Source organism: Oceanobacillus sp. FSL W7-1293 (genome assembly GCF_037969815.1).
Classification (GTDB): domain Bacteria; phylum Bacillota; class Bacilli; order Bacillales; family Amphibacillaceae; genus Oceanobacillus; species Oceanobacillus oncorhynchi.
This window is the reverse complement of sequence record NZ_CP150212.1, coordinates 4,572,087-4,595,925: the sequence shown is the minus strand read 5'-3', so window position 1 is coordinate 4,595,925 and position 23,839 is coordinate 4,572,087. Positions and strand designations below refer to the sequence as shown.

The following is a 23,839-nucleotide window of genomic DNA, read 5'->3' as shown; positions in this document are numbered from 1 at the left end:
GTAGTTTATTTCTTTATAAAAGTAGTAAACTGCCTGTTTTCTATTTAGCAACTAAGAAAAAGGAGCGCTTGTCATGAGTGAAAATGTAAATACGACAGAAGGAAACGCGCAGAATCAGAAGAAAAAATGGGAATTTCCGCATGTTTTTGCTCTCATGTTTGGGCTGATTATTATTACAGCAGTAATGACATACTTTATTCCGGCTGGAGAGTACGAACGGGAAACAACTGTCGTCAATGGGACCGAAAGAACGGTTGTTATTAATGACACATATCATGAAGCAGAAGGGAGTCCGACTGGATTCTTTGAAGTCTTCCAAACGGTACATAAAGGAATGACGCAAAGCGCAGATATTATTTTCTTTATTTTTATTGTGGGCGGTGCTTTTGGTATTTTAAATGCAACGAAAGCAATCGAAACAGGGCTTGCCAATTTATCAATGAAGATGGCGGATAAAGAAATATATCTGATTCCTGTTATCATGACGCTATTTGCTTTAGGCGGCGGGACGTTTGGGATGTCAGAGGAGACGATTCCATTTATTATGATCCTGGTGCCGTTAGCAATGAAATTAGGCTTTGATTCTTTAACCGGAGCGGCTATGGTTATTATCGGCTCTGGCGCAGGTTTTACAGCATCCTTTATGAACCCATTTACGGTTGGGGTAGCACAAGGGATTGCCGAGCTGCCGACATTCTCTGGAATGGGGATCCGTTTTGTCATGTGGATTATCTTTGTTACATTTAGTATAGCTTTTGTTATGATTTATGCGAAAAAGGTAAAGAAAAATCCAGAGAAAAGCTTAATGTACAAGATTGATAAACAAAGAAATTTGGATGTTTCTTTAGATGGGCAATATACTAAACTGACTGGCAGACAAGCTGTCATTATTGGATTATTAGTAGCGACGATTATTATTTTGGCTATTGGAGTAATTTATTTTGACTGGTTTATTCTGGAGATCGCTTCGCTGTTCTTAATTATGGGAGTGATTGCCGGTTTTGTCGGCAAGCTGCGTGTGAATCAAATTGCCGAATCCTTTATCAGCGGCTGTAAAGAGCTGATTGTCGGAGCATTAGTTGTCGGCTTTGCTTACGGGATTCTAGTTGTTTTAGAGGAAAGTAATACGATTGATACGATTCTATTTGCAGCATCTAATCTGGTAAGCCAGCTTCCTACTGCTTTTTCTGCGATAGGGATGTACGTATTCCAGAGTCTTCTAAACTTCTTAGTACCTTCTGGAAGTGGACAGGCTGCTTTAACCATGCCAATTATGACACCATTATCTGATCTTACCGGGGTAAGCAGACAGACTGCGGTAATGGCTTTCCAATTGGGAGATGGGATATCCAATTCGATTACGCCAACATCGGGAGTATTGATGGCTTCCTTGGCGATTGCTAAAATTCCATGGACCACTTGGTTCCGCTGGATTATTCCGTGGATTCTCCTGTCTTACCTTGTCGGTGGGATTATTCTTACAATCGTGCATATGTTTATTTGGACCATTTAATAAAAAAGGTTATGAGCAGAAGCATAGAATGTCTGCTCATAACCTTTTGTGATTTCTTAAGAAATAGAAGCCTCATAGATAGAATCAACCGCTTTTTTCAGAGCTGCATCAAATTCTTCCTGTGATTGATTAGCGTTTAGATCCTGACTTAAAGCTCTGGAGAAGCTGGCAATAAGCCCTTTATTGTCTTTTAGCTTCGCATTTGCATCATCTGTAGAGTAACCGCCAGATAAGGCAACGACCCGGACAACATTCGGGTGATCAATTAATTCTCTATATAAATTATTCTGTGTTGGAATGGATAACTTCAGCATAACCAATTGATCTGAATCAAGCTGATTTAAATGCTCTAAAATCTCTGCTTTCAAAATTTCTTCACTGTCTTCTTTAGAAGGACTATGAATGTCTACTTCCGGTTCAATAATCGGTACCAGTCCGGCAGCAATAATTTGTTTTCCAATTTCAAATTGCTGGTCGACCACTTTTTTAATACCTTCCCGGTTATCCTCTTTAATCACAGAGCGCATTTTTGTACCAAAAATATGACGATCGTTGGCCCGCTCTAATGTTTCTTGTAAATTATCGATTGGCTTCATCAGCTGAACGCCGTCTGCTTCGTCTGCAAGTCCTTTGTCGACTTTTAAGAATGGGACAATCCCTTTTTCCTCAGCGAGATAATCGCCGGTGTACTTTCCTTCGATTTTACGATCCATCGTTTGTTCAAAAAGAATCGCACCAATAATTTGATCGGCATTAAAAGAAGGTGATGTAATAATTCTTGTCCGCATTTCATGGACTAAGTCAAACATTTCACCCTCGCCTTGATAAGCATTTTCCGGGATTCCATAGGCAGCCAAAGCCTTTGGTGTACTTCCTCCACTTTGATCCAGTGCTGCTATAAATCCTTTGTCATTTTTCATTCTTTCTAATTGATTTTGCTGCATCACTTTCACTCCTTTTTTAGTTGAGCCAATAATCGGCTATTAAAAAATAGTCTGAAGTAACTCTCAACTTCTATTGTAGCACTAATTAATGATAGATTATAGTATTTTGCGTGAAGAGAAAGGCGTAAGAAGAGAGCTTTACGCTATCAAAAATAACATATGTTTTTTCTTGGAGGCCAGCAATGGAGTTAAAAATAGACACCTTCCAAGTCATTTAATAGGATAAAAAGAAAAGAGGTGGTAAGATGCAGGCTATCACGAAAAAAAGGTTAAAAGCTTATCTGATTGATTTAACCGTATCCACAACAGTTACTTTGGCAACAGAGAGTCTATTAAAAAAGAAAATCAAGAGCCCGGTATTCTTTAATTTAGTCAACCCGACGCTGATTATGTGGTCATTGGAATACGCACAGTTAAAATGCGGCGGGCAGACGCTGGGCCACAGGACAGCCGGGGTAAAGCTGGAGCGTATAGACGGCGGGGATTTAACTGGAAGTCAGATTATCAAACGGATGGCGTATCGTGATACGGTGGGCACATTCGGATATTGGAAGAATCGTGAACAATTTGAAGGAAAGGATGGCAGTCAATTTCCTTATGACCATTCGGCTGGAGTCAAGATGAAGGAAGTATAATTATTTGGTCCGAGTAACAAAAAAATATAGAGTGAAAGCCCGATAATAAAGCTTGAAATAAGCGGATATTATTGGGTTTTTATTTGAAAAAATACACGTTATCAGCCGATAAGCATATCTTTACTTCTCTTCTCGCATAATATACAATTTATAGTAAATAAAAAGATGAAATTTAAACAATTTTTACATATTTTGAATCGTTACCAATCAGGTTAGCAATAGAGTCATTCTGTGAAATAGCTACCTTGAAAACGGAAGGTGAATCTATGAACATTACCTATCTGCTCTTCTTTCTCTGCATTGTTATTTGCACCCTGATTATTACCTATTGGGCGGCAAGGCAAAGCAAGACGACCAATCAGTTCTATATCGCTGCCGGCAGTTTAACAGGGACGCAAAACGGGATGGCGATTGCAGGAGATTATATCAGTGCTGCTTCCTTTTTGGGCATTGTCGGAACCATAGCAATTAATGGCTTTGATGGCTTTTTGTATGCGATTGGTTTTTTAGTTTCCTATTTAATTGTTTTATTTTTTATTGCGGAGCCGGTACATCGTTTGGGGAAGTATTCATTAGGTGATGTTATTTGCGCACGTTTTCCAAGCTATAAAATGCGGGGGATTATGGCTGTTGGAGCTTTAATTATTTCCATCTTTTATATGATTCCGCAATTAGTGGCTGCCGGGCTGTTAATTCGATTATTGTTAGATATTAATTATTCTGCTTCTGTTCTGATCATCGGAATATTAATGACGATTTATGTTGTTTTCGGTGGAATGTTCGCTACGTCCTGGGTACAAATTGTTAAAACGGTGTTGCTTTTGTCCGGTACATTTTTGTTGGCGCTGATTGTATTTTCGCGGTTTAACTGGAGTATCCCCAACCTTTTAGAGCAGGTTACACTTGGATCGCCCTTAGGAGATCAATTTTCATTACCGGGGCATTTATTTAACAATCCGTTGGAAACGCTTTCTCTTCATCTCGCATTAATCTTAGGTACTGCCGGGCTTCCGCATATTTTAATCCGCTTATTTACTGTCAGAAATACCGTAGAAGTGCGGAAATCTCTTTTGACGGCAAGCTGGATTATTGGTGCATTTTATTTAATTGCGCTCATTTTGGGTCTTGGGGCTGTTGCTTTGGTTGGGTTTGAAGAATTAGTGCTGCTGGATCCATATGGGAATTTAGCTGCGCCATTATTAGCGGAGAGCTTAGGCGGAGATTTTTTAATGGCATTTATCGCAGCCATTGCGTTTACTACAATTGTTGCTGTGGTAGCTGGTTTGGTTATCTCTGCGACGACCGCGTTCTCTCATGATATTTATTTCCATATCTTAAAAAGAGGAAACACTTCGGAAAAGAAACGTCTCCGTGCTGCGCGCTGGACGGCATTTTTTATCGGTCTGCTGTCTACCCTCCTTGCACTTGGATTGCGGAATATGAATGTAACGTTTTTGGTTTCGTTAACATTTATCGTAGCAGCTTCCAGCAATTTGCCCGTCCTTTTATTCACGATTTACTGGCGGCGCTTCAATCAAACAGGAGCAATCTCGGGGATGCTCTCAGGGCTGACAGTGTCCCTGATACTCTTATTTTTAGGTCCGCATGTGATGAATCCAGATGGCGGATGGATAGCTGCTGAGGCTGTCGTCCCCCTTTATAACCCAGGGATTATTGCGATTCCTGCCGGGTTTTTAGGGGCATATTTGGGAGCCGTGTTATCACGGAATAAGGAAAATACCGTTCCATTTGCGTCCTTCTACCTGCAGGCTCAAACCGGGATAGAAGGAAGGAGAAATCGTTCATGATGGATTTGACAATTGTTTTGTTCGAACGCTTAGGTCTATTGTTGGTCATTGCCTTTGTTCTTACACGAATTCCGGGCTTCCGGTCGCTGCTTTACCGCGAATTCAGTTTTAAAATGGCAGGAATTCATGCATGTGTGTTTGGCCTGTTTGGAATTGCCGGAACATTAACAGGTGTCGTTATCGGCAGTGACTTTACGGTAACGCATGCTTTTGTCTGGGAAGTGGAAGCAGACCAAATGGTGGTAAGCTCCAGCTTAGTTGCCATTGTCATGGCGGGGCTGCTGGGGGGCCCGGCAGTTGGTCTGGGAGCAGGGATCATTGCCGGTACACATTTGTTTTTCCTGGGTGGGATTGGTGTTATGGCTAATAGTCTTGTAAATCCGCTGACTGGTCTGCTTGCTGGTTTTACCGCACGGTTTTTCTCGCAGGAGCGTGTTATATCGCCGATAAAAGCATTATTTATCGGAATATTTCCTCCTATTTTATTGATGCATTTATTGCTTATCTTTGATTCGCAGGATCGAACCATGGTAGAGCTGATCAACACGATTGGTTTACCGGTGGTTTTGTCCAACAGTATTGCCATTGCAATCTTTACTGCGATGATTGCAATTGTCCTCAGAGAGCAGGAAAATGAAGCAGCCTTTGCAACGAGGCAGGCATTAACGATTGCGGAGGAGGCGTTGCCTTTTTTAAAAGAAGAATCCTTTCAGAAGAAGGCAGAAGGGATTGCTGATTTGTTTTATGCGCGTTTGAAATTAGCTGCTGTTACAGTAACAAATGATAAGGAAGTAATGGCGCATAAAGGGCGTGGAGGCGATCATCATCAAATTGGAAATCCGTTAATCACTCAAATTTCACATCAAGCCTTAGAATCCAAAGATATATTAGTCGCTTATTCCCAAGCAGAAATTCAATGTACGCATAAAAAATGTCCATTAGAGGCTGTGATTATTATTCCAATCTGGGAAGCGCAGCAAACGATTGGGCTGATTAAATTATATTTTCGCAAACCCCAGCATATCCGCCCGGTCGAGCTGATGCTGGCAGAGGGTCTCGGTCAATTAATCGCTAACCAATTAAAAACGATTAAAGCAGAACGGCTTGAACTGCATACGCGTGATGCAGAGCTAAGCAATCTGCAAGCACAAATCAATCCGCATTTTCTTTTTAACACCCTGCATATGATAGCTGCCTTATTTCGCAAGGACCCTGAAAAAGCACGGCATATTACAGTGCAATTAGCGCACTTTATGCGATTTAACTTAAAGCTTGTATCAACACAGCTTGTCCCATTGGAAAAGGAAACAGAGCATGTAAAAGCGTATATCGAGATTATCCAGACCCGATTTACAGGGAGGATGCAAATCCATTTTATACAGCCGGAGGAAATGTCACATCTGCTGATTCCGCCGTCATCAATCCAGCCGCTTGTTGAAAATAGTGTCAGACACGGATTAGAACATGTTTCTGAGGGAGGAAGAGTGGATGTGAAGATGGAGCAGGTCGGAGAGCGGGTAAAAATAAGTGTCCGGGATAATGGCCAAGGGTTTCCGGATTCGATTTTACTGCAGGCAGGAGAGAAAGTGCTGACAGGGAAGCCGCATGGCGGGACAGGTCTATATAATGTGAATCAGCGTTTAATCAATCTGCTCGGGGAAGAATCGAGGCTGCATGTGCGGAATTTATCTAAGGGCGGGAGTGAGGTCCATTTTACCCTTCCAGCTGTGAACACTAGAAAGGAAGATGATTTATGATGAAAATTCATACGATGATTGCGGAAGATGAGCAATTGGCACGGGAAGAATTGATTTATTTATTGGAAAAGGAAAAAGACGTGAAGCTTCTGCCGAGTGCCGAGACAGGAAAACAGCTGGTTGAATTGTATAAAGAGTATGAACCGGATGTTATTTTTCTGGATGTGCATATGCCGGGAATGCGCGGTGTAGCTGCAGCCAAGAAAATAATGGAGCTTGCCTACATCAGAGCGCCGTTATTTATTTTTACTACGGCATACGAGGATTATGCTGTGGAAGCATTTGAAATAGAGGCAGTAGATTATATGCTGAAGCCATATGATACAGAAAGATTTCAAAAGGCGATGAACCGTCTCCGCAAGCGCATGCAGCAATTGGAAAGCAAAGAGGAAGGAGCGTTCAATCAAGGAATGACTTCCTCAGCAAAGCTTTTGATTGACAATGATGACCGGACGATTGTCTTATCTCCGGATGCGATTTATTATGCTATGCCGCACAATCGGGTGTTGGAAATTCATACCGAGGACAAGGTGATTTACAGCAGAATGTCATTGCAGGAGCTGGAAAAGAAACTGCAAGGTCATGCTTTTTTCAGAACACACCGCAGTTATCTGGTTAATTTAAATCATATTCAGGAGATTACACCATGGTTTAATGGCGCGAGCAATATCACATTACGTGATAAAAAGCAGACAACGATTCCTGTCAGCCGGACTGCAAGAAAGCATCTGTTTGAATTATTTGGCAGCTAGGAAAGGAAAGACTTTCCTGGCTGTATAAGTGTAACTAAGGTTTTCTTTGAAATGAACCATTCAACACAAAATTCCAACCATTCAATCATTTATTTAAACCGTTGAAGCAAATATACATACGCACATAGGAATCTTCCTTTATAATTTAGAAAGCGTTTACAAAAGGGATTAAAAAGGGCTGAAGGAGGAATGCCTGTCCAGGGAGACAATTGCAGCCGCTGAAGGAATACGAAGAAAAAGGCAGAGAAGCGGTAATTGATTCAGACAGAAAGAAGCTGGTTAACGACGACTTAAAGGAGATAAAAGGTTTCTTGGCAGTTAAGAAAGTTTATACTTCCTTCCTGCATAAGTGCAACTAAGGTTGTCACCTAATGGCTTGGTGACAACCAAGTTTTCTTTAGCAGAGAGACAGCGGTCAGAAGGCCTTTTGTTCCGATTTTTGAGGAGGATGCAGATGGGTGCAGAAAAAGAATATAAGCAGAACCCTGCAAAAGAGATTGACTATGTGCAAGTAACAGAAAGCAAGTCTTTTAAAAAGCTGATGCACGATCGAAAAAAATTTATTGTGCCACTAACAATCTTTTTCCTGGTATTTTATTTCCTACTTCCAGTTTTGACTTCGTATACAACATTTTTAAATACGCCGGCGATTGGCGATATTTCTTGGGTGTGGCTGTTTGCATTAGCCCAATTTATCATGACATGGGTATTATGTACGGTTTACGTCAAAAAAGCAGCTGCTTTTGATAAACAGGCAGATGAAATTATAAAAGAAATGGAAGAAGGAGGGGAAGAACGATGAGTGCAACGGTTGTTATCCTCTTCTTGGCGATTGTTATATTAACACTTGTTATTACGTTCTTTGCTGCCAGAAAGACGCAGACAGCAGGTGATTTTTATACTGCCGGCGGAGGACTTACAGGAATGCAGAACGGGCTGGCGATTGCCGGTGATTATTTATCAGCAGCCTCTTTTTTAGGGATTGCAGGTGCTATTGCTTTATATGGATTTGATGGATTTTTCTACAGCATCGGGTTTTTGATTGCATATTTAGTGGTCCTCTTTCTTGTAGCCGAACCGCTGCGTAATCTAGGTAAGTTTACACTGGCTGATATGATTAATTCCCGTTTTGACGCCAGTAAGGTTCGGGGAGCAGCAGCGCTGAATACGATAACAATCAGCACCTTTTATATGATAGCCCAGCTTGTAGGAGCCGGCGCTTTGATTCAGCTATTATTTGGTATTCCATATTGGGCAGCAGTTCTGATTGTTGGTGTGATGATGACAATTTACGTTTTATTCGGCGGGATGATTGCAACAAGCTGGGTACAAATTGTCAAAGCAGTTCTTCTGATGGCCGGGATGGTCGTTATGGCTTTTCTCGTCCTGTTAAAGTTTAATTTTAATATTGGCCAAATGTTTACGGATGTGAAGTCTGTGACAGCGCATGGAGAAGCATATTTAATGCCGGGATTGCAATATACCGAACCGCTCAGTACGATATCGCTTATGCTGGCGTTAGTGCTTGGAACTGCGGGGCTGCCTCATATTTTAATGCGGTTCTTTACGGTCCGGGATGCACCGACGGCTAGAAGCTCTGTTGTTATCGCTACATGGGTCATCGGCGTCTTCTATGTATTGACGCTATTCTTAGGCTTCGGAGCAGCAGCGTTTGTTGGATACGAAAACATATTAGCTGCGAATCCGGGAGGAAATATGGCTGCTCCATTACTTGCTCAAGTGATTGGAGGGGACATCCTGTTTGCCTTTATCTCAGCGGTTGCGTTTGCAACGATTTTAGCGGTAGTAGCAGGCCTTGTTCTTTCAGGAGCTTCTGCATTTGCACATGATTTATACGGACAGATTATTAAAAAGGGAAAGGCAACAGAAAGGGAGCAGGTGAGAGCAGCCCGATACGCATCCTTGGCTGTATCTGTTCTGTCTATTGTCTTAGCCTTATTTGCTCAATATTTAAATGTGGCTTTTCTTGTCTCGCTTGCCTTTTGTATTGCGGCAAGTGCCAATCTGCCGGTTATTCTGTACACCATCTATTGGAAACGATTCAATACGGCAGGAGCAGTGACGGCCATGCTGACGGGGTTATTCTCTGCATTGATCCTTGTGTCCATCAGTCCCAGCGTATTTTCACCGGTGGAAGGTGCAGCATTATTTGTAGGAGAGCCTATCTTTCCGTTGACGAATCCGGCACTTGTTTCGGTTCCGCTTGGCTTCCTGGGTGGATATCTAGGTACGATTCTGTCGAAGGAGACGGATATGAAGCGTTATGCTGAAGTGAAAGTGAAAGCAAATACGGGATATAAGCGCAGCGGTGTGAGTCACTAAAGAGTGTATTAAAAATGCCTGCAGAAATTTTTCTGCAGGCATTATTTGTGGGTTGAAAAAAAAGTAACCCATAAGTTGATTTATCGCTTTGATAGTTAACAATAACTCCATTGAACTGCTCTATGATAAAGCTATTGCATCCGAATCTTAAACATTGTCCCTTTCCCAACTTCACTCTCCATTTCCACCTTACCGCCATGCGCCTGAATGATATCTCTTGAAATAGCCAGCCCCAGACCGGTTCCGCGTGAAGTCGTATTTGTACCTCGGTAATAACGATCAAAAATTTGTGCCTGTTCTTCCTTTTTGATTCCTTTCCCATTATCACGGATGATAATACCGTCTTTCTGTACTTCTACGGTTACTTTGACGTTCTCATCATTATGGATTAAGGCATTGAAAATGAAGTTCAGTATAGCTCTTTTCATTAAATGCTGATCAATATTCCAGGTTAGCTCGGGTGCATGGCTGCTAAAGCCAATTTCGCGTGTTTGGAATTGCGGGTCATTTAGTAAATCAATAATCATTTTTTTGACAAAGCCTTCTACCCGGATTTCCTGAAGATTCAATGTCATTTCCTGATTTCTTAGCCGCATCGTTAAATTAAAATCATCCAGAAGCTCTTTCATATAAAGCGATTGTCGTTCAATGACTTCAGCATATTCTAAGCGTTCTTCTGCAGAGATATCCTCATTGCTTAGCAGCTCCGCATAACCTCGGATGGATGCGAGCGGTGTTTTAATATCATGTGAAACGTTGCTGATCCATTCATTACGCATCTGCTCCAGTTTTTGCCGTTCATTTTCATGGGCCTGCAAGGTTTCAGATACATCGTTTAAGTTAGAGAAAACGCGTTTAAATACCCCTGGACGCTTCATTTTCTTCGGTTCAAACTTTCTTTCCTTCAGCTCACTGATTCGTTCTATAATGCGTGAGACGGGTTTGGTCAGCACGGTACTGAATAGAAATCCGACAATAAAGGCGATAATTAAATCGACTATAATAATCGCACCTAGGAATTGGGAAGCGTATGTCAGAAACTGTTGCGGGTCAGCCATAATAATAGTCCGTTGCTGCTTGGAATCCGGAACACCAATGATATAGCTGAAGCCCTCATATTCTCCGATAAAGTAGGTATTCAAATCATCATCCATATATTTATATTTATGAACTAAATCAATCGGTGTATAGTGTGTAGCCGCATTATCTGGTGCGAATTCATCGGATAACACATTTCCATTTTCGTCTAATATTTGCAGCCAGGCTCCAAATCGGGTCAGTGCATCCTTTCCTTCTTCGGATACAACAGGTTCGCCGTCTTCCATAGACAAATAGTAAAAGAAGGAACGGGTAAAGTTTTCTCCTGTATCATGAATGATATCTTCTGGATCCTCATTGTGCTGAGACAATATCAACGCAAGCAGAATAACGGTATTCACAATGCTGACGATAAAAACAATACTGAGAATGGAAATAAGGTAGCGAATGGTGAGTTTCCATTTCATGGTGCACTTTCTCCTTTATCAAATAAAAATCTCTTCATCATGTAAACATAGAAGCAGTTTATGGGTTAAAGCGATAGCCGAGTCCTTTTACCGTAACAATGTAGGTGGGTTCTGAAGGATTTTCTTCAATTTTCTCCCGCAGTCTGCGGATATGCACCATCAATGTATTATCTGCTCCGTAAAAGTCTTCGCCCCATACGGTTTCGAATAAGGTTTCCTTACTTAGAATATGCTTTGGATTGCGCAGAAAGCATGCCATTAAGCCGACTTCCTTCGCTGTCAGCTCTAAAACCTCGCCATCCTTGCTTATCTCCGTTTCATCTCCATTGATTGTAAATTCGCCAATATTTTTATCCGCTTGCGCTGGAGCATGCGAGCTGGCAGCTTCCATGGAATAGATACCTGCCCGGCGCAGCTGAGCTTTCACACGGTAAGCCATTTCTTTAGGACTGAATGGCTTTGTAATATAATCATCTCCGCCAATAGCAAGTCCGAGTATTTTATCGATTTCATCTGATTTCGCGGACAAAAATAGAATCGGAATCCGTGATATTTCACGGATTTTCCGGCATAAATCATAGCCTTCGCCGTCCGGAAGCATCACATCCAATATCGCTAAATCGGGCTCGAATTTAACAAATTGCTGCCATCCTTCCCGGATAGAGCCGGCTGTTGCAATTTCGGTCATCCCCTCTTTTTGCAGAGCTGTTTTCATTAATTGACATAAGTCCTGTTCGTCATCCACGATTAAAATTTTTGGCTTTTCCATGCTGTGTTCCCGCCTTTCTTATTTATATATAAAGTGAGCTTTTCTTTTATCATTTACTAAAAAGTTGAATTATTACTATCTTAACAGGAATTCGTCAACTATGAGTGAGATTTAAACATTTTGTAAGGTTAGATTGATGGCTGTTTAAGGATGGAGGTCTATAGTAAAAATATAGAACGTTCACAGGAAATATAAAAGAGGTGTAAAAATAATGGAGCATTTATTAAAAGTAAATGGAGTTGAAAAAATATATGGAAAAGGCGCTAATACATTTCAAGCGCTGAAAGACATTTCCTTTACCATCGATCATGGTGAATTTGTTGGGGTGATGGGACCGTCTGGAGCAGGAAAATCAACGCTTCTTAATGTACTGGCCACGATTGATGCCCCGACAAAAGGGGATATTTACGTAGAGGCAGACAATATTGCCAAGATGAAAGAGGATAAATTGGCAGATTTTCGCCGGGATCATCTAGGTTTTATTTTTCAGGATTATAATTTATTAGATTCCTTAACGGTGAGGGAAAATATTCTGCTGCCGTTAGCGATTGCTAAACAGCCGGCGAAGGAAATTGAAGAGAAGGTAAATGCCATTTCCCGTTCGTTTGGCATCGAGGATTTATTGGATAAATATCCATACCAAATTTCCGGGGGACAAAAGCAGCGTACTGCTTCCTGCCGTGCACTCGTATCGAACCCGAAGCTTATTTTTGCGGATGAACCGACAGGAGCACTTGATTCTAAGTCAGCTACTGATTTGCTGGAGAGCTTAAGTAATTTGAATGAAGCGCATGAAACAACGGTGATGATGGTAACACATGATGCTTATGCAGCAAGCTTTTGCAGACGTATTCTGTTTATAAGAGATGGAGGTCTGTCGCAGGAGCTTATTCGCGGCACGCATACACGAAAGGAATTCTTCCAGATGATTTTAGATGAATTGGCAGAAGCAGGCGGTGACGGGAATGACCTTGTTTGATTTAGCATTAAAAAATATTCGCAGAAACATGAAGAGCTATGGATTATATATTGGTTCCACGATTTTCTCGATTATTATTTACTTTACCTTTGCCATGCTGAAGCATAGCGATGATATCAGCGGATTGGCAGAGACTTCGAAACAAATGCAGGCGGTGATGAGCGCTTCCGCATTTGTGCTGATGATTTTTGTAGCGATTTTTATTCTGTATTCCAATTCCTTTTTTATGAAAAAAAGGAAAAAGGAAGTTGCCCTTTATTCCTTATTAGGCGTACGTAAACGATCGATTGGTTTTTTACTATTCTTTGAAAATATCGTGATTGGACTGATTGCATTAGTTATTGGGGTGGGCTTAGGCTTCTTATTGTCGCAAGCCTTACTAGCTCTATTATTAAAATTAATGGGCTTATCATTATCTGTCGGTTTTGCTTTCTCCATGCAGGCAGTGATTGAGACAGTAGTGGTCTTCTTCCTGATCTTTTTAGTTACTTCTCTACTGGGCTATCGGGTGATTTATAAATTTAAGCTCATTGATTTATTCCATGCCGAGAAAAAAGGGGAAGCACAGCCAAAAGCACGCATCCTTTCTGCGCTGATTGGCGTACTCGCTTTAGCAGGAGCCTATTGGCTGGCGCTTCAGGATTTAATGACCTCTTCCGCCTGGCGGATTTTCGGCTTAGCGATGCCGCTTATAATCATCGGTTTAACGATTTTAGGGTCCTATCTTTTATTTAACAGTGTGCTCGTTTATGTTTTAAATCTATTGAAAAAGAGTAAGAAGTGGGCTTGGAAAGGACTTAATCTGATGACCTCCTCCCAGCTTCTTTACCGGATTCGCGGGAATGCGAAAACATTAACGATTATTGCGACGTTGAGTGCGACAACGATTACGGCAGGCGGAGCAATATTCGGGACGTATTATAATACCGAAAAAAACGTAGAGCAATTTACACCTTTCTCCTTTATGTGGGAGGGAGGCGAACAGGACATCGATTCGGGCATAGTAGAAGATGCGGTCAGCTTTGAGGCGAAGGACATTACCGTAGAAGGGGAAGTATATGATCAGTCCTATTATGTCATTGACGAAGAAACGTTTATGAAGCTGACAGAGGCCCTTGGCTGGGATGCAGAAAATGTTGATTTAGCAAAAGATGAAGTCATCATGGCTGATCCCTTTTATGATGAACGGTTGGAAGAGAAAGCAGAAACGGTAGAAGTAGGCAATGACGTGAAAGCTGTGGATCAGTTTTTTGAACAACCGCTGTTTAATATTCAAACCCTGCCAGGAATAACTTTAGTGATGGATGATGCGTCGTTTCAAGAGCTGGACGGCGAGGAAGGCACTTATCATGCCGTACAAACGACTGATTATAAGGACCATTTAGAGCTTTCCAAAGAGCTGGAAGCAAAAACAGAGCATTTCTCCAGCGCTGTCCAAAGTTATCAGGATTCCATCGAATCATCGGGAGCGATGTTATTTGTCGGCAGCTTTTTGGGACTGGTATTTTTAGTGGCTACAGGCAGCATTATCTTCTTTAAAATGATGACGGAGGCGGAAGAAGATAAGGATAAATATACCGTTCTATATAAGATTGGTGTCTCTAAAAAAGAAATGAAAAAAACCGTCCGTTATCAAGTCGGTCTTATTTTCTTAGCACCGCTGGTATTAGGTCTGATGCATGGAGCTGTTGCTTTAATGGCGTTTTCTAATTTATTAGATATGAACTTATGGGAGCCGGTTATTATATGGATGGCTGCCTACACATTGATTTATATTTTATATTACGTGGTTACGGTTCGGGGATTTAATAAAACAATCACCCAGACCGCCGCACAGGAGGGGTAAAATGAAAAAAATAATGGCTTTGGTAATTGGTGTTGTAGTCTTATTTGTTGCTGCGGTTGTAGTGTTGATGACGGTAGACTTTAATCGGACAGGGAAGGATAATGCTTACGTTCAAATCGACGAATCAGCATATACGGAAGAAGATAAGCTGGATAATGGCGAAGTAATGAAGACGTATTGGTATGAGCAGCCGGCTTATACAGAGGATGGGGAAGAAATTCAGGTTGAATTTTCCGCCCAAAAGGAATTGCGTCAGGGAGCATATCTGATGCTCTACGTAAATAAGGATAATGAAGTTTCGTCGTATGATGAAGTAAGTGAAGCGGAATTGCCGGATGAGGTGAAGGAAGCATTGTAGTTTAGCAGCTAGCAGCCTGATAATTTATATCTTATCAGGCTGTTTTTGTGCAGTTTAACACCCATTCTTTACGTTGAGACAGAAAGACTATATGATTAAGAATAGATAAATGAAAGCGGGCCAAAAGGAGAAGATTTTTATGAAACCTAAGATTCAGGATGTCGCGAAGGTTGCTGGAGTATCTCCAACAACAGTTTCTCGTGTACTGAACGATAGAGGATACATCAGCAGCAAAACGAAAGAAAAAGTGTATGCAGCGATGAAGGAAATCAATTATATACCGAATGACCTTGCACGTTCACTGTATAATAAGCGTACCTATTTGATTGGTGTTATCGTACCTTCTACCAACCATCCTTTTTTTGGTGAGCTAGTGGATAGTATTGAAAGAATATGTAATGACAAAGGATATAAAGTTTTGTTATGCAACAGTTTGCAAGAGGCAGAAAAAGAAAAAAAATATTGGGACATGCTGCAGCGTAATCAAGTAGATGGGGTAATTGTTGTCACGTATAATCGCGGATTAGTGGATAAGGAGCAGCAATTTCCTGCAGTTGTGATTGATCATTATCTATCGGAAAATATTCATGTTGTCAGCTCAGATAACTTTCAAGGCGGAGAAATGGCAACGAAAGAGTTGATAGAAGCCGGATGTGAAAATATCATTCATATTAATGGAGATGTGAACTTGGAAACACCAGCAAATGAAAGACAATACGCTTATGAAAAAGTGATGCATGATGCAGGAAGAATACCTTTAACGTATCATGTACCGAATGTTGCTTATTTAGAAAGCAATATTGATATTATAAAACAGCTTTTTAAGGAAAATCCAGATGTGGATGGTATATTTGCCAGTGATGATTTATTAGCTATTCGTACTTTACAGTATGCTGAAAGTTTGGGTTATAAAATACCTGAGGATTTAAAAATTATTGGTTATGATGGAACAGGTCTGATTCGTTCGATTTATCCTGATTTATCGACGATTATTCAGCCTACATATCAAATTGCAGAAAATGCAGTGGAAACATTGATTCAGGAGATTGATGGAAAGCCCCATGATTTGAAAGAAAAAACATTCCCGGTTTCCCTGTGGAAAGGGAAAACAACAGGTCATGTAACATGAAGAACAATATGTTTATTCCTATTTAGACGGAGAAAAAAGGATGAAATAATATCCCAATGAGAAAAATCTGCTATAATAATCAAACAATAAGAGTGATAGATAAGGAGTGTTTTCAAAATGATAGGAGCAATTGAAGCAGGTGGAACAAAGTTTGTATGTGCAGTAGGTAATCCGGACGGAACCATTTTAGATCGAACTGCTTTTCCGACAACAACACCTGAAGAAACATTAGCACGGGTGGAAGAATTTTTTTCTAAGTATTCGATTGAAAAAATGGGAGTAGGAGCTTTTGGACCAATCAATTTACGGGCTGACAGTGAAAACTATGGCGCGATTGAAAACACCCCGAAAGTTCCTTGGCGTTATTATCCTCTTTTGGAAGAATTAGAAAAACGTTTTAATATACCAGTAGCTATTAATACAGATGTTATTGCATCGAGTATGGGAGAGTATGAATACGGTATTGGAAAAGATGCCTCCAGCTGTCTTTACATAACAGTAGGTACAGGTATTGGGGCTGGACTTGTTCAAGATGGCAAACCGTTTCAAGGAAGAAACCATTCGGAAATGGGCCACGTTTTATTAAAAAAACATCCAGAAGATGATTTTGAAGGAGCATGTCCAAGCCATGGAGCCTGCTTAGAAGGATTAGCTGCGGGACCGGCAATCGAAGCGCGTTATGGGCGCAAGGGAGCGGAATTAGCTGATGAGGATCATGTTTGGGAAATAGAAGCATATTACCTTGCACAGGCCATATTGGATTATTTTGTTATCCTTTCTCCAGAAAAAATTATTCTTGGCGGAGGAGTAATGAAGCAGGAAAAGCTTTATCCGATGATTCGTGAAAAATTTATGGAATTGTTGAACGGCTATATAGAAGTAGATAATGTAGATGATTTGATTGTAGCCCCGGGATTAGATGACGATCAAGGGGTAAAAGGCTGTATTGCATTAGCGATGAAAAAATAGATGAAAAAAAGAGATGAATCGGAGGCGGTGATTAACCTGCCTGGATTCATCTTTTTTTGCTATTATAGATAAATTTAAGCGTAAGAGACTTCCCTTTAATAAGACATTAACAATATGCCATAAGCTTGTAAAATTTTAAAGATTATATGACAACCGGTTGACATATGAAACCGGTTGTCATATAATCTTTTGTAAGCAGTTACAATAAACTGAAAATGAAAAGGGGATTAGTGATGAAAAAGTTATCTGTACTTGTCGGTGTCGTGTGTGCAGTTTTGTTCTTAGCAGCTTGTGGCAGTGGAGGAAGCTCTGAAGCAAATGATAATGAGATAGTTGTTTGGTTTCATACTTCATTAGAAACGCCTGAAGGAGAAGCAATGCAAAATACAATTGACCGTTTCAATGAAGAATATGAAGGAGAATATACAGCAACAGCAGAATTTGTTCCCCGCAGCGGAAGTGGTGGAGGATATGAAGATAAAGTTAATGCAGCATTAACAACAGATACTTTACCCGATGTCTTAACATTAGATGGTCCGAATACAGCAGCATATGCAGAATCTGGAATTATTGCTCCAGTCGATGAATATCTCACCAACAAAGATGATTTACTGCCGAGCATTATTGAACAAGGCACGTACGATGACCAGATGTATGGAGTCGGCTTTTCAGAATCTGGAGTAGGTATTTTCTATAATAAGCAAATGTTTGAACAAGCAGGAATAGACTTGGAAACGTTGCCGACAGTGGACGAGCCGTGGGATTGGGATCAATTCATAGAACTGAATGAAACATTGCATAATGAATTTGACAAGCCAGTTATTGATATGGGATTCGACGATAAGAGCGAATGGTTAATGTACGCATTTACTCCTTTCTTATGGTCGCAAGGTGGAGATGTCGTTTCTGAAGACGGCACAACAGCTGAAGGCGTTTTAAATGACGAGAACGGCGTCAAAGCGTTCACATTTATCCAGGATATGGTGAAAAATGGTTACAGTACGATTACACCGGTGGAAAAAGGGTTCCATACTGGAGAATACGCAATGAAGCTTGGCGGCTCATGGACAATTGCAGAGCTTGAAGAATATCCAGATATTGAATACGGTGTGATGCCATATCCAACGTCTCCAGATACAGGTGAACTTGTATCACCATCAGGAAGCTGGCAATATGCAATGTCTGCTTCTTCTGAAAAACAGGAAGCAGCAGGAGCATTAATTGATTTTATGGTATCTACGGAATCATTATCAGAAATGTCATTAGCAAATAGTGTTCTGCCGGCATCTTACTCGGCAATTGATGAAATTACAGATGAGGTAAGTGACGAAATGAATGTTTTAATTGAACAGAACGCAGCGTCTGCACAAGCTCGTCCGCTTCTGCCTAATTACCCGCAAGTAAGCCGTATTTTTCAGGATACAATAAGTGACACAACTTATTACGAAGAAAATAGTGACATTCAAGCGTTGCTTGATGACAAGGCAGCACAAATTCAGAGTGCATTAGATTAATCTAGAAAATTACAGGAAGAACGTTAGACCGAATTATATTAAGAATATTTCAGCTTAGTATTTTACTAAGCTGAAATATTTAAAAGGGGTTTAGGAAATGAATATTAAAAAGAAGGAGAATTTAGCAGCTTATATTTTTTTAGCGCCAGCATTAATATTACTTGGGTTATTTCTAGTTTATCCATCGTTATTAGCAATCTATTATTCATTTACAGATTACTATTTATTAACACCAAATGATATTAATTTTGTTTGGCTTGAAAATTTTATAGCAATCTTTAAAGATCCTGTTTTCATACAAAGTTTAAAGAACATTGCCTTATTTGTAGTACTTGTTATTCCAATTCAAGTTGGGGCAGCACTTGGCCTGGCTTTATTGATTAACAAACAGCGTAAAGGAAATATCTTCTTTAAAGTTGCTTTCTTCTCGCCAGTTGTTTTGTCGCTCGTTGTTATTTCTGTCCTTTGGTTATATTTATTAAATCCTTCAGAAGGTTTGATTAATAATATACTTCTTAATGTAGGAATAGATCCGCAACCATTTTTAAGCAGTCCGACCCAAGCTATGGTTACTATTGTATTCGTATCTGCTTGGCAGGGGGCTGGTTATCAAATGCTTATTTTTTTAGCGGGGCTTCAGAATATTCCTGGAGAGGTATATGAAGCAGGAAAAATAGATGGAGTGAATAAATGGCAGAAATTCTACTACATTACATTGCCTTTATTAAAGCCTACATCTATATTGATTATGATTACGACATTAATATCTGCCTTTAAGCTGATTATACAGCCGATGGTCATGACACAAGGCGGACCAATGAATGCAACTATGACACCTGTTTACTATATCTATCAATCTGGTTTCTCTGATCGGATGATAGGTTACGCCAGTGCGATGACTGTTATCTTTGGGATTGTAATCGGAATTGTTACTCTTATCCAAAGCAGAGTTTCAAGGGAGGACGATAACTAATGAAAAAACCAATTAGAAGAATTATCGAATATACAGTACTTATATTAATCGCATGTATCTTTGTATTTCCTTTAATTTGGATGATTGTCTCCTCATTGAAGCCTGAAGCCAGTATCTATACAGATATGAACGGAATTAAAGCATTGCTCCCGTCGCTTAATCCATCTGATTGGCTGCAGTCTTATAAAGAACTATTTAACCGATTCGATATTGTACAATATATTTTTAACAGTGTTATTTATGCAGTAGTGATTACAGGCGGATCCATTGTTGTCAATGCTATGGCTGGATATGCTTTTGCCCGGTTCCATTTCCGGGGAAAGAAAATTCTTTTTGCATTAATGCTTGCACTGTTGATTGTACCAGTGGAAACGATTATTATTACACAGTTTACCGTAGCTCATAGTTTAGGAATTTTAAATACACGGTTAGCAGTAATCTTGCCGTTAATTGCAAATATTTTCTTTATCTACTTATTTAGGAATTTCTTTAAGGCGGTGCCTGAAGAGGTTATTGAATCGGTTAAAATTGATGGGGGAAACAACTGGACCATTTTTTGGAGAATTGTGCTTCCTATGTCCAAACCAGCTATTGCAACCGTTGGTACACTTTCTTTTATCGCCAGCTGGAATGACTATTTATGGCCATTGATGGTCTTGACGGATACGTCGAAATTCCCGTTACAAGTAGCGATAACAAATATTAATACAACCGAACCGGTTTTTACGAATCAGGTTATGTCGATTTTAACGATTTCTACAATTCCGCTAATCATTGTATATATTCTGGCGCAAAAATATATTCTACAGGGTCTTGGCGGGTCTGGAACTGGAATTAAATAATAGAAATAAATCGATTAAACGTTTGCTAATGAATCCATTCAAGCTATGTGAAATCTATTTTTTATAACTGGATTTCACATAGTTATGCCGGTTAAATTGTTCTTTTTTTAGAGATATTATACATTATAAGTTTTAAAACAAAGATATTTATGAATATAATGTCAACCGGTTGACATTATATTCAAAGTATAAGTTAATACTACATAGAACAATAAATATTATTTCAACAGTTTCATAAGAATAACATTTCTAAAGAGAGGGAGATTTACATGCTATATCAAGAAAAACATCGTCCGCAATTACATTTCACACCAAAGGAAAATTGGATGAATGACCCGAACGGCCTTGTTTATTACGAAGGAGAATATCATTTATTTTATCAGTACAATCCACATGGTAATGATCACGCAAATATGAACTGGGGACATGCAACAAGTACAGACCTGTATCATTGGGAAGAGCATGGGGTTGCGTTAGCACCAGATGAATTGGGAACGATTTTCTCAGGCTCTGCAGTCGTAGATAAAAATAATACGAGTGGTTTGTTTGAAAGCGATGCCGGCGGATTAGTCGCCATCTTCACACATGATGGTGCAAGTCAGCAGCAAAGTATCGCTTACAGTGAGGACAAGGGAAGAACGTGGATAAAGTATGAAGGGAACCCAGTTATTCCAAACACAGAAATAAAAGATTTTCGTGATCCAAAGGTTTCCTGGCATGAAGAAAGCAAGCAATGGGTCATGGTATTGGCTTGTGGGGACCATATCCAGTTTTATGGCTCGCCAAATCTAATTGATTGGACCTATCTATCTTCATTTGGAAAAGAATATCCTTCCTATATCGGTGTCTGGGAGTGTCCGGACCTGCTTTATTTACCAGTAGAGAACAGTTCTAAAAAAGAATGGATACTTATTGTAAGCATCAATGCAGACGGGCCTAACGGCGGTTCCGCAGTGTATTATTTTACTGGAAGTTTTGATGGGAAAGAATTTCACCCGAATGAAACACCGCAAGATGAACTGAAATGGGCAGATGCAGGAAAAGATTTTTATGCAGCTGTCAGCTGGGACAATACAGAGGATACTTACTGGGTCGGCTGGATGAATAACTGGCAGTATGCGGGAGTTGTCCCGGTCTCGCCATGGCGCAGTGCAATGAGTTTGGCGCGGAAGCTTTCCTTATTTGAAAAAGATGGAAGTCTCTTATTAAAGCAAGAGGCCATCACCGCAGATAATAGCAGGGAAGAGGTTTCTTATAAAGATGAAACCGTTCATCCTGGTAAGCCGGAAAGCTACGAAATTAGTGATACTGCTCAAGTAGATTTGCAGGTGTCAACAGCATCAGCCAGTACGAAGTGGAGCGTGCAATTAGTTACAGATCAAGATGAAGCGTTCCGATTAGAATTAGACTATAAAGAAGATGCTTATACATTCTATCGTACGGATGGGCTGGTTGACTTTTCAGCAGATTTTCCGAAAGAAATAAAAGGCAGTTTACATGGAATGGATGTTCAGAATCTGAAAGTAATTATTGACAGATCATCTGCAGAAGTCTTTTTAAATGATGGTTTAACTGTATCAACAAACTTGATTTATCCAGAAGGGACAGTAACAAAGCTGGAAATTTCTACAGTAAATGAAACGCTGCAATTAGACACTGTCACATGGACAAAGCTGCATTCTATTTGGAAATAAACATAACTGAATGGAGGAGTAAGAAAAGCTCCTCCTTGCTTTACAAAGAAAGGATTTAATAAATATGGATTTTTTAAAAAATAGTAAATATTGGTTCTCATCTGGCTATCTATTTTTCTTCTTTATCACATGGTCTATCTGGTGGTCTTTCTATGCGATTTGGTTGAATAACAGTCTTGGACTAACAGGAGCGCAAGTCGGAACAATCTACTCGTTTAACTCATTCTTTTCTTTATTCTTCATGATTCTTTATGGATATATGCAGGATAAACTGGGGACGAAGAAAAATCTCGTCTGGATACAAAGTGTGGTACTTGTTCTTATTGCACCATTTGTTATTTATGTCTATGAGCCATTGCTTTTAAATAATTTTTACTTAGGAGCGGCTTTGGGTGCTATCTATCTAGGCGCAGGGTTTATAGCCGGGGCAGGATTTTTGGAATCCTTTACAGAAAAACTCAGCCGTAAATACGATTTTGAATTTGGTAAAGCGCGGATGTGGGGTTCATTAGGCTACGCTGTTTCTGCTATTGGCGCAGGGGCATTAATGAGTATTAATCCACATATTAATTTCTGGATTGCATCGGGAACAGGAATTATCTTTCTTTTGATTAATGTATTTTTTAAAGTGGAGGTAACGAAAACAGAAGAAAAAAGTGTCTCCAATATATCAATGAAAGATATTCGCTTTTTAGTTTCAAATAAAGTATTTTGGTTTTTAATTATTTATCTGTTTGGAACCGTATGTATTTATACGGTATATGATCAGCAGCTTTTCCCAGTTTACTTTGTAAGCCTATTCTCCGGGGCAGGTACGGACGGGAACACCGTTTACGGAATTCTGAACTCTATACAAGTATTTGTCGAAGCGATTTTCTTATTCCTGGCACCATTTATTGTGAACAAAGTCGGAATTAAGCGCTCGCTTGTATTGGCAGGAAGTATCATGGCTTTTCGTATCATTGGTTCCGCCATGGTAACAGGCGGATTTGGTATTTCATTCATGAAAATGCTTCACGCAGTGGAATTACCGATTTTATTGATTGCGGTATTTAAATATATTGCTGCGAACTTCGATGTGCGGCTGTCTGCAACCGTTTATCTCATCGGCTTTAAGGTCTCCAGTGAAATTGGGGTTATCATTTTCTCTGCATTAGTCGGCTGGATTTATGATTTGACCAACTACGAAACGACCTTCTATATATTAGGCTCCATTGTTGTACTATTTGTTATCTTCTCGATTTTTGCGTTGAATAACAATGATAAAGAACAGAAATTAGATGAGCATGAATTTGCGATGGCAAAGGATTAAATAAAAAAGCAATGAGCTGTGTTGAAATACATACAGTTCATTGCTTTTTATGATGCCGTAAAAAATAGATAAGAAAAATGTTGTTGAAAAAGAAGGAGTTTCCAAAAAAAAGTCGAAATTAACTACTTGAAAGGGTTTTCAAAACAATAAATTAGAATCCTGCTGTTCTCTTTAAAAGAGATTTTTTTATCAAATAA

20 protein-coding genes are annotated in these 23,839 nt (G+C 39.9%); 17 read left to right on the top strand and 3 right to left on the bottom strand.

The genetic code is table 11. The annotated features are described in order from the left end of the window. The first annotated feature begins 73 nt into the window (after window positions 1-73). Complete coding sequence (locus MKY65_RS22040; protein WP_339180802.1) at window positions 74-1,513, top strand: YfcC family protein; 1,440 nt, start codon at window positions 74-76, stop codon at window positions 1,511-1,513. 56 nt (window positions 1,514-1,569) lie between these two features. On the opposite strand, the gene MKY65_RS22035 is transcribed toward MKY65_RS22040, so the two are convergent. After that, window positions 1,570-2,457 (bottom strand): fructose bisphosphate aldolase, encoded by an 888-nt coding sequence (locus MKY65_RS22035; RefSeq protein WP_339180800.1) that lies wholly within the window; start codon window positions 2,455-2,457, stop codon window positions 1,570-1,572. A 245-nt stretch (window positions 2,458-2,702) separates the two neighbouring features. On the opposite strand from MKY65_RS22035, the gene MKY65_RS22030 reads away from it, so the two are divergent. From MKY65_RS22030 to MKY65_RS22005, 6 genes are all read left to right on the top strand, one after another. Beyond that, entirely contained in the window at window positions 2,703-3,092 is a 390-nt protein-coding gene (locus tag MKY65_RS22030) for an RDD family protein (protein WP_339180797.1), read from the top strand. A 266-nt stretch (window positions 3,093-3,358) separates the two neighbouring features. Beyond that, window positions 3,359-4,900, top strand: a complete 1,542-nt coding sequence (locus MKY65_RS22025) for a cation acetate symporter (RefSeq protein ID WP_339180795.1) — start codon at window positions 3,359-3,361, stop codon at window positions 4,898-4,900. Beyond that, a complete protein-coding gene (locus MKY65_RS22020) occupies window positions 4,897-6,657 on the top strand; it encodes a LytS/YhcK type 5TM receptor domain-containing protein (RefSeq protein WP_339180793.1) in 1,761 nt (586 codons plus the stop codon). Before MKY65_RS22025 ends, MKY65_RS22020 begins: the two co-directional genes overlap by 4 nt. After that, window positions 6,654-7,409 carry a LytTR family DNA-binding domain-containing protein gene (locus MKY65_RS22015; protein ID WP_339180791.1) on the top strand — a complete coding sequence of 252 codons (756 nt, stop codon included), beginning with the start codon at window positions 6,654-6,656 and terminating at the stop codon, window positions 7,407-7,409. Before MKY65_RS22020 ends, MKY65_RS22015 begins: the two co-directional genes overlap by 4 nt. A 454-nt stretch (window positions 7,410-7,863) precedes the next feature. Then, complete coding sequence (locus tag MKY65_RS22010; protein ID WP_339180790.1) at window positions 7,864-8,211, top strand: DUF485 domain-containing protein; 348 nt, start codon at window positions 7,864-7,866, stop codon at window positions 8,209-8,211. Next, window positions 8,208-9,752: a sodium/solute symporter gene (locus MKY65_RS22005; protein ID WP_339180787.1), complete on the top strand. Its 1,545-nt coding sequence runs from the start codon at window positions 8,208-8,210 to the stop codon at window positions 9,750-9,752. The genes MKY65_RS22010 and MKY65_RS22005 overlap by 4 nt, the downstream gene beginning before the upstream one ends. Window positions 9,753-9,883: 131 nt before the next feature. Here the strand turns inward: MKY65_RS22005 and MKY65_RS22000 are convergent, their stop codons facing one another. Together MKY65_RS22000 and MKY65_RS21995 are read right to left on the bottom strand one after the other, a co-directional pair. Beyond that, entirely contained in the window at window positions 9,884-11,257 is a 1,374-nt protein-coding gene (locus tag MKY65_RS22000; protein ID WP_339180785.1) for a HAMP domain-containing sensor histidine kinase, read from the bottom strand. A gap of 58 nt (window positions 11,258-11,315) precedes the next feature. Next, window positions 11,316-12,026, bottom strand: coding sequence for a response regulator transcription factor (locus tag MKY65_RS21995; RefSeq protein ID WP_339180783.1), 711 nt, complete (start codon window positions 12,024-12,026; stop codon window positions 11,316-11,318). A gap of 211 nt (window positions 12,027-12,237) precedes the next feature. On the opposite strand from MKY65_RS21995, the gene MKY65_RS21990 reads away from it, so the two are divergent. The 10 genes from MKY65_RS21990 (at window position 12,238) to MKY65_RS21945 (ending at window position 23,642) form a co-directional block, all read left to right on the top strand. Further along, on the top strand, window positions 12,238-13,005 hold the full coding sequence (locus tag MKY65_RS21990) for an ABC transporter ATP-binding protein (protein WP_339180780.1): 768 nt from the start codon (window positions 12,238-12,240) through the stop codon (window positions 13,003-13,005). After that, window positions 12,962-14,851, top strand: coding sequence for an ABC transporter permease (locus MKY65_RS21985; RefSeq protein ID WP_339180777.1), 1,890 nt, complete (start codon window positions 12,962-12,964; stop codon window positions 14,849-14,851). Before MKY65_RS21990 ends, MKY65_RS21985 begins: the two co-directional genes overlap by 44 nt. A gap of 1 nt (window position 14,852) precedes the next feature. Further along, window positions 14,853-15,209, top strand: a complete 357-nt coding sequence (locus MKY65_RS21980; RefSeq protein WP_193064471.1) for a YxeA family protein — start codon at window positions 14,853-14,855, stop codon at window positions 15,207-15,209. 139 nt (window positions 15,210-15,348) lie between these two features. Further along, window positions 15,349-16,338 carry a LacI family DNA-binding transcriptional regulator gene (locus MKY65_RS21975; RefSeq protein ID WP_339180773.1) on the top strand — a complete coding sequence of 330 codons (990 nt, stop codon included), beginning with the start codon at window positions 15,349-15,351 and terminating at the stop codon, window positions 16,336-16,338. A 117-nt stretch (window positions 16,339-16,455) separates the two neighbouring features. Further along, complete coding sequence (locus MKY65_RS21970; protein ID WP_339180771.1) at window positions 16,456-17,307, top strand: ROK family protein; 852 nt, start codon at window positions 16,456-16,458, stop codon at window positions 17,305-17,307. Between the two features lie 233 nt (window positions 17,308-17,540). Further along, on the top strand, window positions 17,541-18,821 hold the full coding sequence (locus MKY65_RS21965) for an ABC transporter substrate-binding protein (RefSeq protein WP_339180769.1): 1,281 nt from the start codon (window positions 17,541-17,543) through the stop codon (window positions 18,819-18,821). A gap of 97 nt (window positions 18,822-18,918) precedes the next feature. Then, complete coding sequence (locus tag MKY65_RS21960) at window positions 18,919-19,794, top strand: sugar ABC transporter permease (RefSeq protein WP_193064474.1); 876 nt, start codon at window positions 18,919-18,921, stop codon at window positions 19,792-19,794. After that, window positions 19,794-20,636 (top strand): carbohydrate ABC transporter permease, encoded by an 843-nt coding sequence (locus tag MKY65_RS21955; protein WP_042529088.1) that lies wholly within the window; start codon window positions 19,794-19,796, stop codon window positions 20,634-20,636. The genes MKY65_RS21960 and MKY65_RS21955 overlap by 1 nt, the downstream gene beginning before the upstream one ends. A 269-nt stretch (window positions 20,637-20,905) precedes the next feature. Then, window positions 20,906-22,330 carry a glycoside hydrolase family 32 protein gene (locus tag MKY65_RS21950; protein ID WP_339180765.1) on the top strand — a complete coding sequence of 475 codons (1,425 nt, stop codon included), beginning with the start codon at window positions 20,906-20,908 and terminating at the stop codon, window positions 22,328-22,330. 64 nt (window positions 22,331-22,394) lie between these two features. Continuing rightward, window positions 22,395-23,642, top strand: coding sequence for an oligosaccharide MFS transporter (locus tag MKY65_RS21945; RefSeq protein WP_339180763.1), 1,248 nt, complete (start codon window positions 22,395-22,397; stop codon window positions 23,640-23,642). Window positions 23,643-23,839: the final 197 nt, after the last annotated feature.

Coding starts and splice junctions, on each gene's coding strand:
- MKY65_RS21980 (WP_193064471.1), top strand. CDS start 14,853: ATGAAAAAAATAATGGCTTTGGTAATTGGTGTTGTAGTCTTATTTGTT.
- MKY65_RS22035 (WP_339180800.1), bottom strand. CDS start 2,457: ATGCAGCAAAATCAATTAGAAAGAATGAAAAATGACAAAGGATTTATA.
- MKY65_RS21945 (WP_339180763.1), top strand. CDS start 22,395: ATGGATTTTTTAAAAAATAGTAAATATTGGTTCTCATCTGGCTATCTA.
- MKY65_RS22010 (WP_339180790.1), top strand. CDS start 7,864: ATGGGTGCAGAAAAAGAATATAAGCAGAACCCTGCAAAAGAGATTGAC.
- MKY65_RS22025 (WP_339180795.1), top strand. CDS start 3,359: ATGAACATTACCTATCTGCTCTTCTTTCTCTGCATTGTTATTTGCACC.
- MKY65_RS22020 (WP_339180793.1), top strand. CDS start 4,897: ATGATGGATTTGACAATTGTTTTGTTCGAACGCTTAGGTCTATTGTTG.
- MKY65_RS21950 (WP_339180765.1), top strand. CDS start 20,906: ATGCTATATCAAGAAAAACATCGTCCGCAATTACATTTCACACCAAAG.
- MKY65_RS21965 (WP_339180769.1), top strand. CDS start 17,541: ATGAAAAAGTTATCTGTACTTGTCGGTGTCGTGTGTGCAGTTTTGTTC.
- MKY65_RS21990 (WP_339180780.1), top strand. CDS start 12,238: ATGGAGCATTTATTAAAAGTAAATGGAGTTGAAAAAATATATGGAAAA.
- MKY65_RS21960 (WP_193064474.1), top strand. CDS start 18,919: ATGAATATTAAAAAGAAGGAGAATTTAGCAGCTTATATTTTTTTAGCG.
- MKY65_RS22005 (WP_339180787.1), top strand. CDS start 8,208: ATGAGTGCAACGGTTGTTATCCTCTTCTTGGCGATTGTTATATTAACA.
- MKY65_RS21975 (WP_339180773.1), top strand. CDS start 15,349: ATGAAACCTAAGATTCAGGATGTCGCGAAGGTTGCTGGAGTATCTCCA.
- MKY65_RS22040 (WP_339180802.1), top strand. CDS start 74: ATGAGTGAAAATGTAAATACGACAGAAGGAAACGCGCAGAATCAGAAG.
- MKY65_RS21985 (WP_339180777.1), top strand. CDS start 12,962: ATGAATTGGCAGAAGCAGGCGGTGACGGGAATGACCTTGTTTGATTTA.
- MKY65_RS22015 (WP_339180791.1), top strand. CDS start 6,654: ATGATGAAAATTCATACGATGATTGCGGAAGATGAGCAATTGGCACGG.
- MKY65_RS21970 (WP_339180771.1), top strand. CDS start 16,456: ATGATAGGAGCAATTGAAGCAGGTGGAACAAAGTTTGTATGTGCAGTA.
- MKY65_RS21995 (WP_339180783.1), bottom strand. CDS start 12,026: ATGGAAAAGCCAAAAATTTTAATCGTGGATGACGAACAGGACTTATGT.
- MKY65_RS21955 (WP_042529088.1), top strand. CDS start 19,794: ATGAAAAAACCAATTAGAAGAATTATCGAATATACAGTACTTATATTA.
- MKY65_RS22000 (WP_339180785.1), bottom strand. CDS start 11,257: ATGAAATGGAAACTCACCATTCGCTACCTTATTTCCATTCTCAGTATT.
- MKY65_RS22030 (WP_339180797.1), top strand. CDS start 2,703: ATGCAGGCTATCACGAAAAAAAGGTTAAAAGCTTATCTGATTGATTTA.